Source organism: Mesorhizobium sp. WSM4976 (assembly GCF_029625685.1).
Taxonomy (GTDB): domain Bacteria; phylum Pseudomonadota; class Alphaproteobacteria; order Rhizobiales; family Rhizobiaceae; genus Mesorhizobium.
On sequence record NZ_JARTVT010000033.1, the window covers coordinates 20,142 to 31,399 of the forward strand.

Genomic DNA, 11,258 nt, shown 5'->3' on the forward strand with positions numbered 1-11,258 from the left:
TCTCCATCTTTTGCGGCGCGATCCTTCGCGTCGTCGATGGGAGGACTCATGACCTACGACCGGGGGAGCCAGCGTTGGAACTGACGTCGAAATTGCCGTGGAAATGGAGTTTTCGGCCGAGGGCGCTCGCGACCGTCAGGAGATCCGCCGCCCGGCCTCGTCCAGCAAAACGCAGTCGTCCGGCTCGAAGCCGAGCGCGATTGCTTCGCCTTCGCGCAGAACGCGGCCCGCGATCGGGGCGTTGGCGCGTATGTTCGCCTTGCCGCCTATGTCGACCTCATAGATGGCGCTGCCGCCGAGATAGGAAGCGGACACGACCCGGCCAGGCAGTCGGTTGGCGCTCGCTCCGCCGACCGACAGTTTCTGCGGCCGGACCACGACGGTGATGGCGCTGCCGGGCGCCAGCGGCCGCGGTGCCAGCACGTTGACTGTCTGCCCGCCGGCCAGCGTTACGGCCGTCGGCCCGTCGGAGCGGCTCACCGTGCCCCTCAGCATGTTCGCCTTGCCGAGGAAGTCGGCGACGAAGGCGGTGGCCGGCCGCTCATAGACCTCTTCCGGTGTGCCGATCTGCTCGGCCGAGCCGGCATTCATCACCACGATGCGGTCCGACATGGAGAGCGCTTCTTCCTGGTCGTGGGTGACGAAGATCGCTGTGATGCCGGTCTCCTTCTGGATCTTCTTGATCTCGACGCGCATCTCCTCGCGCATGTTGGCGTCGAGCGCCGAGAGCGGCTCGTCGAGCAGCAGCACCTGGGGCTCGAACACGATGGCGCGCGCCAGGGCGATGCGCTGCTGCTGGCCGCCCGACAATTGCGAGGGCAGTTTCTTCTCGCTGCCGGGCAGCTGCACCATCTCAAGCGTCTGGCCGACCTTGCGCTTGATCTCGGGCTTGGCGACGTTGCGGTATTTCAGGCCGAAGGCGACATTGTCGAACACGCTCTTGTGCGGGAACAGCGCGTAGCTCTGGAAAACCAGGCCGATGTTGCGCTTGTAGATCGGCACGTCGTCGACGCGCCGGCCGCCGATCATGATCTGGCCGGCCGAGATGTCGACCAGTCCGGCGATCGAGCGCAGGATCGTCGTCTTGCCGCAGCCCGAAGGCCCGAGCAGCGTGACGAAGCTGCCCTTGGCGATCGACAGCGAGAAATCGCGCACGGCGACGAACTTGCCATAGGCGATGTCGATGTTGCGGAACTCGACCGCCGGGCTGCTCGCCCCGGCGGCTATGCCTATGTTTTCCCCGGCCGAGGCCGGCCGGGGAGCGAGTGTCGTGTCCTGGCCGTCAGGCACCTTTGGAAATCCTGTTCCACTGCTTGGTCCAGGCGTCCTCATTGGTCGCCCAGTAGACCGGATCGGCGAAGGTCAGCGACTTCATCGTGCCGGTCTTGTCGAAGGCCGGCAGCTTCTCGATCTTCTCGGTCAGCTTGACCTTGGTCGGGTCGAGCGATGGCGGGTAGCTCTGGCCCTCGGCTACCGCGATCGAGGTCGCCGGGTCGAGCATGAAGTTGATCAGCTCCTCGCATTCGGTCATTGGCGAGCCCTTCAGGATCAGCATGTCCTCCATCCACGCATAGGAGCCGGCCGGATCGAGATAGCCGATCGGATGGCCCTGATCCTGCAACGCCGCGACACGCCCCGACCAGGCGTCGGTCACCACGATCTCGCCCTTGGAAAGCAGGTCCATAAGCTCTGCGCCCGAGCTCCAGAACTTCTTGGCCAGATCGCGCGTCTCGCGCACCTTGGCCCAGATCGTGTCCATGTCCTTGAGGTTGTTGGGGTCCTGTCCGGTGGCCAGCGCCGCGTACCAGACGCGCGTCGTCATATCGGAATAGCCGCCCACCTTGCCGGCATATTTCTTGTCGAGCAGCAGTGCGGCTCCCTTTTCCTTGGCCTCTTCCGGGGAGATCACCTTGGTGTTGTAGGCGATGCCGGTGGTGCCGTAGTCGTAAGGCACAGCCGACAGCTTCGGCGTCAGCTTGCGGAACGGCTCGATCATCGGCTGCAGCACATTCACCATGTTGGGAATGTTGGCTTCGTTGATCTCCGAGGTCAGGCCGCCATTGACGTATTTGATGTAGTAGTTGACGCCCGAGGAATGGATGACCTGATAGTCGCCCGGCTTCGCGGTCTTGATCTTGGTGATGATCTCGTCCTCGTCGCCGAACGTGCCCTGCACCACCTTGATCTTGGTCTTGGCCGTGTAGGGCTGGAAAGCGTATTTGTCGATCGCGTCCTGCACCGTGCCGCCCCAGCCGTCGAAGCGGACCTCCTGCACGGCCGCGAGCGCGCGTCCCATCCATGGCATGGACAGGCCGGCCGAGGCCGCGGCCGCCGCGGTCAGCGTCAGGAAGCTGCGGCGGCTCAGATCGCCGTTGAGATACCTGTCTTGCAGCCTTTCCAGCCGCTTGGTCGTCGTCAGTTTCATCGTACTTCCTCCTTTGGTTCGCCGCGTCTTTTCAACTTGGTCAGGCTCTGCAGGATCAAGCCGCCGAGCAACGGGATGCCGACGGTCACGAGGATCATCACGGTGCCGAGCGCGTTGATCTCCGGGCTGATCGATATTTTCAGCATCGAAAGGATCTGCGTGGGCATGGTCTCGACGCCCGCCGGCCGCCAGAACAGGCTGGCCGAGGTGTTGTCGAACGAAATGGTGAAGGCGAGCAGCGCTCCGCCGACGACCGCGGGAATGAGCAGCGGCAGCGTGATCTCGCGAAAAGAGGAGAAGCGCGATGCGCCGAGCGAGAGCGCCGCTTCCTCGTAGACGCGCCGGATCCCCACCATGCGCGCCTGCGCGATCAGCACCACATAGGGGACGGCCAGAAGGATGTGGCCGAGCACCAGGAGCAGCATTGTGCGCGGCTGGTCGATCGCCTTGATCAGCACCAGCAGGCCGACGCCGAGAATGGTCTCCGGCACCAGCGCCGGCAGGATCACCAGCGTGCTCAGCGCCTCCTTGCCGGGAAATTCGAAGCGCACCAGCGCGAAGGCCGTGACGACGCCGATGGCCGTGGTGGCGGCGGCGGTGACCAGAGCTATCCACAGCGAGGTGCGGAAGGCCGTCAGCACCGCGTCATTGTTCATCAGCTTGACATACCATTGCAGCGAGAAGCCGGTCATCGGGAAGCCGCCGAACATCGAGGCGTTGAACGACAGGATGACGGTCGCCACGATCGGCGCGAACATGAAGATGTAGACGCAGAGCGTGACGAAGCCGGTCAGCCGCCAGGCCCATCTGCCTTCCTCCTTGCGCCGCGTCACGCTCATCCTCCAAGCCCTTTGACGATCTGCGACATGCCCATGTAGCGGGTGTAGATGGCGGCGAAGAAGCCGAGCACGAGGAACAGCACGATCGACAAAGTGGCGCCCATCGGCCAGTTCAATTCGCTCATGATGGTGTCGTAGATCAGATTGCCGAACAGCGCGTCGCGGCCAGAGCCAAGCAGCTGCGGCGTCACATAGCTGCCGGCCGCCAGCACGAAGCAGAGCAGCAGCCCGGCGGCCAGGCCGGGCAGGGACAGCGGCAATGTCACTTCGCGGAACGCCTGCGCGCTGGTGCAGCCCATCGAGCGCGCCGCCGCGATCAGCGTGCGGTCGATGCCCTCGAGGCTGACATAGACGTTGAGGATCATGTAGGGCAGCAGGAAGTGCAGCAGCCCCAGGATCACCGCGCCCTCATTGTAGAGCATCGGCAGCGGCTCGCTGATGATGCCCATCTTCAGCAGCGCGACATTGATGACGCCCTGTTCGCCCAGGATGTTTATCCAGGAAAAGGTGCGGATGGTGAAGCTGATCCAGAACGGCACGATGAGCAGCAAAAGCAGCAGCCATTTGTGCCTGAAGCTCGTCGCCCAGATGAAATAGGCCGGGAAATAGCCCAGCACCCCGCACAGCAGCGCGGTGATCGCGCCGACCCTCAGCGTCTTCAGAAGGAAACCGGAATAGTAGCTGTCGGTGAAGAATTCCTGCCAGTTGGCTGTGGTCAGCGCGCTGGTTTCGACGCCGGCGGTGACGAACGTGAAGAACGTATAGGCCGCCATCACCGCGATCGGCAGCACCAGGAAGAAGATCAGCAGCAGAAGCACCGGTGCAACCAGCATCCAGGCCAGGCGTGGATCGTACAAGGTCCAGCGATTGTTCATACGCACTCGAAGGTAGGCGCCTTCTTCGAGGCGCTTATGTTCCCGCAGTAAAGATTGTTTCATTGCCGCCGCGATGTCCACTGGCGGCGGCCGTAATTCGATTCAGCCAGAGGCCGTTCGCGATTGCGCCAAGGGAAATGGGTGGTTGGACAGAACCCTCGCGAGAACAATTTTGTGCCGTCGGCCTGCGCCTCGACATCACCGAGATTCCCTCCCGCGATGAGCCGCTGATTATCTCCCGTCCCATGGCTGCGCCCAGGCAACCCGGTTCGGTTGATCGAAATCAAGGAAAACTGGCGCGGTCGGAATCTTATGGGATGAGCCAGGGCGCCTCTCGCAGAAGCAAATGCGGGCGCAGGTATCAGTTGAGGATCGTTCGAACGCATACGGGGCAGTTGCGCCTCTGGGAGAAAGTCATGAACAAGATCATGTCGGGCATAGTGGCGTGCACTTTGTCGGCTTCGATTGCGGCTTCCGCGGCGTTTCCGGCCAATGCCGTGCCGATGTTCGTGCCGCTGGCTCCGGCATCGACAGACAACGTCCAGACCGTGGAAGCCCGCAACGGTGATCCACGATGGATACGTCGCCCCGGCAACCACCATTTCCATCGCCGCATTGTGCGCAACGACGGCGTGTACTGGAACGGTCACCGCGGCTACCGCGAGTACCGTCCAGGCTACCGCCGGCACGGCGACTTATGGTTCCCGCTTGCCGCCTTCGCGGTTGGCGCGGTGATCGGCAGCGCGATCGCCAACGATCAGAATCGAGTCTACGCAGGCAATGCCCACATACAGTGGTGCTACGATCACTACAGATCGTATCGCGCGTCCGACAATACCTTCCAACCTTACCACGGCCCGCGCCGTCAGTGCCGTTCGCCCTACTGATGGTTGACCGCGCTATTCGGAACCCCGCCTCGGCGGGGTTTTATGTGGCGCCCGCGTGCGTCATTTCACGAGGTCAGGAAGAGAGCCCCCGGAAACCCGGAAAAGAGCGGCGAAGCAGGTGGCATCATGTTCGAATACCGCGTTGAAGCCAGACGGACCGATGCGCACGGCAGCGTGGCCACCACCAAGAACGCCGTGCTTGTGCTCGACACCTGTCTCGAAGGCCGGGCCGATGCCTTCAATCCGGCCGAGCTGCTTCTCGCGGCCGTCGCCGCCTGCATGATCAAGGGCATCGAGCGCGTCACCCCGATGCTCGGTTTCAAGCTGCGGGGCGTCGAGGTCGCGTTGCACGCGGTCCGGCGCGACAGCCCTCCGGGGATCGCCTCCATCGACTATGAGCTCGTCGTCGATACCGATGAGACCGATCAGCGGCTGGAACTGCTGCATAAGAACGTCCGCAAATACGGTACGATTTCCAACACCGTCGCCGCCGCGACCAAACTCGAAGGCAAGATCAGGCGAAAGGCGTGAGCCGCCTGCGTTGGCGTGGTGTCGGCCGCCGCGCCGACTTCGCAGGTTCTGGTCGCCGGCCTGGGTGGCCGGCGCCACGTCGATGCTGCCGGCCAGCAAAAATGCCGCCAATCCGATAGCCAGCAATGAAGTCGACCTCGTCGCCGTCACGCCAGCACGGAGATGGGGATCAGATGAGGCCGGCGGCTCCCACTCTCGCGCATCAGTCGGCCGCGTCGGCAGGCAGACAGCGCTCGAACCGCCTGAGGAAGCGAAAACAGCCGGCCGCGGCAACCAGACGCCTGTCCCGGCGTTGAGTGACAGCTGCCGCTCGCGAGTTCGCAGGTCGTGGGCCGCCGCAAATTGCTCTTTGGGAGCAGCGCTCATGCCTTTACTGGTGATTTTCGTAATCAGGAACGTTGCCATCGGCGCGGCCATCGGGTTGGCCGTTGCGTGCTGGCTGGTCGCCTTCGGCACGGTCGGCAGCCACATATTGACGGGCAGCGGCGGCTATGTGGCTGTCGGCATGCTCGCCTATTCGATGGCGTCCAGCTTCGGAATGGGATTTCTGGCCACGGCCCTGATGTTTCTGGAATAAGCCGTCTGTCCCCATATCAAAGACGCAGCTGTTATCGGGCGCCCGGCCATGAGCCTGCCGCTCACGCGAACGACCCGCCGGTAACCCGCTATCCGCCCTATCTTTCCGCAAAGGCCCGCGCGAAGGAATCCATCATCGGCCTTGCCAGATATTCGAAGAAAGTCCGGTTGCCGGTGCCGATGAAGGCGTCGACCGGGGCACCGGGATAAAGCTGCTCGCTTTTCACGCCGGGGGGCAGGGCGTCGGCTATCTTCAGCTTGGCGCGGAAATAGGGTTCGTGTGTGGCTTCGTCGACCAGCCGGTCGGCGGAGATCTCGCTCACCGTGGCCGGGACTTCCGGCGTCAGGCGCGCGTTGAGCGCCGACAGCCTGAGCTTTGCCGGCTGGCCGACATGCACCTGGTCGATGTCCCTCGGCCGCAACCTGGCGTCCACAACGAGGCCCGATGACGTGGGCAGGATTTCCATGATCTTCTCGCCGGGCGCCACCACGCTGCCTCGCGAATTATAGGTCGAGGACACCACGATGCCCGCCGCCGGCGCGGTGATCGTCGTGCGCTGCAGCACGTCTTGCGCCGCGCGCATCCGCTCCTCGGTGTCGGCGAGGTTGGTGCGCACGTCGTCGAGCTTGGTCAGCGCTTCCTCGACGCGCTGGGTCGTCGCGCGCTCGGTCTGCGCCTCGGCCTCCACGATTTGCGTGTTGGCCGAGGCGAGGTCCGCCTCGATCGCGCCGGCTTGGCCGACGAGATCGGCTTCCGAGCGCAGGAGCTGCGAATATTCGGTACGGTTGGTGAGGCCCTTCCCCAGGAGGTCGCTCTTGATGCCGAGCTCCTTCTTGACCACCTCGGCCTGCTGCTCGATTGCCGCCTTCTGCGCGTTCAGCCCTTTGACCGACTCGCGATGCATGGCGACGCGCTGCGCCAGGATCGACTGCTCGGAGCGGAAGCGCGCGAGCCTTGCGTCGAACTCCTTCTGCTGTTCGCGGATGAGGTTCTGGAACTCCGGCTGGAACGGCGCCGGGGCGGGCTCTCTGATCGGCGCCAGCCGGTCCAGCCCGTCGCGCTCGGCCTCCAGCCGCGCAGCACTCGCCTTGAGCGCGATCCATTGCCTCGTCAGCCGGTTGAGGTCGGCCTCCGCGGCGGTCCGGTCGAGCAGGATCAGTTCCTGGCCCTGGCGCACGCGGTCGCCTTCATGCACCAGCAATTGCCTGATGATGCCGCCCTCGCGATGCTGGACCAGTATGTTGCCGCCGGTCGCCGCAATCGTGCCCTGCGTGATCACCGCGCCGGCCAGCGGCGCGCTCGCCGCCCAAGTGCCGAGGCCGCCGGCGAGAATAGCGATTGCCGCGTAGCCGGCATAAGCCGCGCGCCGGAAGTCGGTGCGCGGACGGGCGTCGAAGGTGAGGCTCTGCGCGGACATCGTCTATGACCCGTAGCGGATGGTTTGCGAGGCCCGGATGACCGGTGCGAACGAGCCGGTCACCACAGTGCTTCGCTGCGCGCCTTTCCCCGGTTGCCGCAAGATCTCGGCGCTCGGCCCGAACGCCTCGATCACGCCGCCGCGCAGGACCATCACGCGGTCGCAGGACGCGGCGATCGAAGGGCGATGCGTGATGACGATCGTGGTGACGCCGGCGGCGCGGGCGGCGGCAAGCACCGCTTCGAGCGCCGCCTCGCCGGCGCCGTCGAGATGGGTGCTCGGCTCGTCGAGGACCAGGATGCGCGGATTGCCGTAGAAGGCGCGCGCCAGCCCGATGCGCTGCCGCTCGCCGCCCGACAGGGTGCCGGAGATCCTGGTCTGGTAACCGTCGCGAAGCGAAAGGACCAGCCCGTGCGCCTCGGCGCGTTTTGCCGCCTCCACGATTGCGGCGTCGTCCGCGTCGGCATCGAAGCGGGCGATGTTTTCGGCGATCGAGCCGGGAAAAAGCTCTGTCTCCTGTGCCAGATAGCCGATATGCCGGCCAAGCTGGTTCTCGTCCCAGGTGCCGAGTTCGGCACCGTCGATCCTGATCGAACCGCCGCTCGGCCGCGCTGCCCCGACCAGCAGCCGTGCCAGCGTCGATTTGCCGGCGCCGCTTGGGCCGACGATCGCGACAGCTTCGCCGGCCTCGATGCCAAAGCTCAGCCGCTTGAGGATGGGTTCGTCGCCGAACGTGGCGTTGGGCGCGATGAAGAAAAGATCCTGCGCGGAAATCGCGCCGGTCGGGGCGGGCAGGGCGAGCTTGCGCGCCTCTGCCGGCTGCGTCGCGAGCGCTCCCTGCAGCCGCGTCCATGCGCGCCTGGCATCGCCGATCTGCCGCCAAGAACCGATCAGCTGGTCCAGCGGCTGCAGCGCGCGCGACGACACCAGCGAGGAGGCGAAGATCATGCCGGCCGTCATCTCGCCCTTGAGCACCAGCCAGGCGCCGGCCCCGAGGATCGCCAGCTGCAGCATCATGCGCATCGCCCTGGAGATGCCGCTGAAGACGGCGTTGGCGCTGGCCGAACGGTCATGCAACACGAGCGCCTCCGCCACGAGCCGTCCCCATGCGCGCGCCGCGTTCTCAACCATCCCCATGGCGCGCAGCGTCTCGGCATTGCGGGCGAAGGCCTGCTCGGCCCGGCTGGCCGAAGCCGAACGCTCCGCCGAAAGCGCGTCGTTCCTGCCGATGGCGAGCTGGTTGGCCACGACCAGCAAGACCAGCAGCGCCGCGCCGCCGAGCGTCACCCAGAACAGCACCGGATGGATCAGGTAGAGCAGACCTAGGAACACCGGCGCGAAGGGCAGGTCGAACAGCACCGCGACGCCGCGCGAGCGGATGAAGGCGCAGACCGAGGCGAGGTCGGCGAGCGGCGACAGCGCGGTGCTGGCGCCGAGCGACGCCGCGAAGACCGTCGGGCCCAGCCTGTCGTTGACGGTAGCCGCGATGCGCTGCGTGTAGACGGCGCGGATGGCGTCGAGCACGCCGAGGAAGCCAAGCGCCGCGACCGAGATGACGGACAGATAGACCAGCGTCTCGACGCTGGAGGACGGCAGCACCCGGTCATAAACCTGGAGCAGGTAGAGAGGAATCACCAGCAGCAACAGGTTGATGAGCAGCGAGAAAAGGCCGACGTCGAAGATCGCCCGCGCGAACAGCGCGCGCGGGGAACCGGGCCGTGAACTGGACGGAGCGCGCTTTTGCGACATCGCCTTGGACGCCTAGGCTGTATGTTCGGCCGTGACGTTCAAATGGCTCTGCTGCAGCTCATCCAGCGTGTAGGCGTGGATATAGTCGATCTTCATCTGAGCCGGTGTGGCAAGATGGTCCGGCGGCGCCCCGGCCTGTCCACCCACCGCGAGATTGACCAGCATGTACATCGGCTTGTTCATGTCGGATGGCGTCGCCGCTTCGGCGACCTGCATGCCGTCATAGGTCCACACCAGTTTTTCCGGCGTCCACAGCAGGCCATAGGTATGGTAGCCGGCGGTGTCCATGACGTTCACCGTCGATCCAACCGTCGTGTGCTGGCCCGTCTCGTTGGTATGCGCGGTCAGGAACAGCGAATTCGGCTTCTGCCCATACTTTTCCACCACGTCGAGCTCCGGCGGCCACGAGCCGTCCTCCGGCAGCAGCCAGAAGGCCGGCCAGGCGCCGGCGTTCTCCGGCAGGTCGGCCCTCATTTCGAAATAGCCGTAGGTCTGGGAGAACGAGTCGTGCGTGGTCAGGATGCCGGAGGTGTATTCGTAATTGTTGATCAGCGGCTTGATGTCGGCCGACGCCTGCGCCGCGGTGATCGTCAGCACGCCATTGTCGATGCTGAACGGATGCACCGAACTGGTCGGGGCGTAATTGGCGTCGATATACCATTGCAGCTCGTTGTTCTGCGTCAGCGTGCTGCCGTTCGGCGCGCCCCACCAGAAGTTGGTGTCCCAGGTGCCGCCCTGGCTGGTATGCAGGTTCAGCGTGTTGAACTCGTCGCTGAAGGACAGCGTCATGTGCGACTTGTCGATCGGCATCTCGAACTGGCTGGGCTGGAACTGGTCGATGGTCGTGTTCTTGAATTCCAGGATCTCGCCGGATCCGAGGTTCAGCACCACATTGGGGCCCGCCTGCACCATGCTGTCGTGGATGGCGGCGAAAGAAGTGAAGCCGTAGCCATCGAGACGCACTGTATCGTTCGCGGCGAAATTGACGATCAAGTCGCTGCCGTTGCCTTTCGCGACGATGAAAGTGTCGGCGCCGCCGCCGCCATCGATCAGCACGTCGTTGCCCGCGCCGCCGTCCAGGGTCTGACCGCCGGCCGTGGCGGTGATGATGTTGTCGAGCGCATTGCCGAAGGCAAAATTGTGGGCGTTGGTGACGACCAGGTTCTCGACATTGTCCGGCAGCGTGTAGCTCATCCAGGTGTTGATCGTGTCGACGCCCTGCCCAGCGTACTCGACCACCTTGTTGCCGGCCGAATAGAGGTAATAGATGTCGTCGCCGGCGCCGCCATACATGGTGACGTTGACGCCGCTGGAGGCCCAGATGGAGTCGTTGCCTGAGGTGCCGTTGAACGTCCCGGGCGAGGACGCCGAAAGCCAATGGTTGGAAGCGCCGCTGTAATAAAGAGGTACGCCTATCGCGTTGACGACGAAGCTCATTGGACACTCCTTCCGCGCTGCCCCGCCCGGATGGCTGGTTGCAGGGTTCGAGCGCCTGCTTCGAACCAACTTGCAACGTGGATCATCGTTCCCGAAAATAAGCAAATAGTACAGAGAAAATCGGTGCTATTTTGATCGATATTTAAACTAGATAGAATAAGCGATTTCTAATACAATTATTGCGAGAGATTTGTTCTCAATTTTACTCAATTCTGCAAGATATTCTGCCTAGGGATTGTGCAAATGCCTTGGATGGGTGCATGTGGTGCAGCGTAGCCGTCCATAGCAGCCGACGATGCAAGATCGACGTCGGACTGTCCGCCGGTAGGGACGGTTCGGTGCATATTGAAGCGCCTCGCTCCGTGCATCGCGGCAAAGCGGTCCGGGCAAAAAATTTGACAGCCTCTGTCGGGGCCGCGGGGGGCCGGCCCGGCGGGGGGGGGGGGGGGAAAAAAAAAAAAAAAAAAAAAGAAAAAGCCCGGACCCAACACCACCCCCCCCGCCCGGGGGCCCCACCCCGG

At 64.1% G+C, this 11,258-nt stretch carries 10 protein-coding genes; 3 read left to right on the forward strand and 7 right to left on the reverse strand.

Translation table 11 applies throughout. From position 1 onward, the window contains the following. Window positions 1–135: 135 nt before the first annotated feature. Genes P9272_RS30425 through P9272_RS30440 form a run of 4 tightly spaced genes read right to left on the reverse strand, consistent with a single transcriptional unit; the run spans window position 136 to window position 4,139 of the window. A complete protein-coding gene (locus P9272_RS30425; RefSeq protein WP_278163585.1) occupies window positions 136–1,290 on the reverse strand; it encodes an ABC transporter ATP-binding protein in 1,155 nt (384 codons plus the stop codon). Next, window positions 1,283–2,425 carry an ABC transporter substrate-binding protein gene (locus P9272_RS30430; RefSeq protein WP_128260736.1) on the reverse strand — a complete coding sequence of 381 codons (1,143 nt, stop codon included), beginning with the start codon at window positions 2,423–2,425 and terminating at the stop codon, window positions 1,283–1,285. Before P9272_RS30430 ends, P9272_RS30425 begins: the two co-directional genes overlap by 8 nt. Continuing rightward, the gene (locus P9272_RS30435) at window positions 2,422–3,264 is read right to left on the reverse strand and encodes an ABC transporter permease (RefSeq protein ID WP_128260735.1); all 843 of its coding nucleotides are present in this window, start codon (window positions 3,262–3,264) and stop codon (window positions 2,422–2,424) included. The genes P9272_RS30430 and P9272_RS30435 overlap by 4 nt, the downstream gene beginning before the upstream one ends. Further along, a complete protein-coding gene (locus P9272_RS30440) occupies window positions 3,261–4,139 on the reverse strand; it encodes an ABC transporter permease (RefSeq protein ID WP_128260734.1) in 879 nt (292 codons plus the stop codon). Before P9272_RS30440 ends, P9272_RS30435 begins: the two co-directional genes overlap by 4 nt. A 416-nt stretch (window positions 4,140–4,555) precedes the next feature. Between P9272_RS30440 and P9272_RS30445 the strand changes: the two genes are divergently transcribed. From P9272_RS30445 to P9272_RS30455, 3 genes are all read left to right on the forward strand, one after another. Beyond that, window positions 4,556–5,026, forward strand: a complete 471-nt coding sequence (locus P9272_RS30445; protein WP_278163588.1) for a BA14K family protein — start codon at window positions 4,556–4,558, stop codon at window positions 5,024–5,026. A 126-nt stretch (window positions 5,027–5,152) separates the two neighbouring features. After that, a complete protein-coding gene (locus tag P9272_RS30450) occupies window positions 5,153–5,557 on the forward strand; it encodes an OsmC family protein (protein ID WP_128260731.1) in 405 nt (134 codons plus the stop codon). Between the two features lie 82 nt (window positions 5,558–5,639). Continuing rightward, window positions 5,640–6,134, forward strand: coding sequence for a hypothetical protein (locus P9272_RS30455; protein WP_278163590.1), 495 nt, complete (start codon window positions 5,640–5,642; stop codon window positions 6,132–6,134). A 97-nt stretch (window positions 6,135–6,231) separates the two neighbouring features. Here the strand turns inward: P9272_RS30455 and P9272_RS30460 are convergent, their stop codons facing one another. From P9272_RS30460 to P9272_RS30470, 3 genes are read right to left on the reverse strand one after another with little or no spacing between them, the layout of a single operon-like run. Then, window positions 6,232–7,551 carry an HlyD family type I secretion periplasmic adaptor subunit gene (locus tag P9272_RS30460; RefSeq protein ID WP_278163592.1) on the reverse strand — a complete coding sequence of 440 codons (1,320 nt, stop codon included), beginning with the start codon at window positions 7,549–7,551 and terminating at the stop codon, window positions 6,232–6,234. Between the two features lie 3 nt (window positions 7,552–7,554). Next, window positions 7,555–9,300, reverse strand: coding sequence for a type I secretion system permease/ATPase (locus tag P9272_RS30465; RefSeq protein WP_278163594.1), 1,746 nt, complete (start codon window positions 9,298–9,300; stop codon window positions 7,555–7,557). A gap of 12 nt (window positions 9,301–9,312) precedes the next feature. Further along, window positions 9,313–10,737 (reverse strand): family 16 glycosylhydrolase, encoded by a 1,425-nt coding sequence (locus P9272_RS30470; RefSeq protein WP_128260727.1) that lies wholly within the window; start codon window positions 10,735–10,737, stop codon window positions 9,313–9,315. Between the last annotated feature and the right edge of the window lie 521 nt (window positions 10,738–11,258).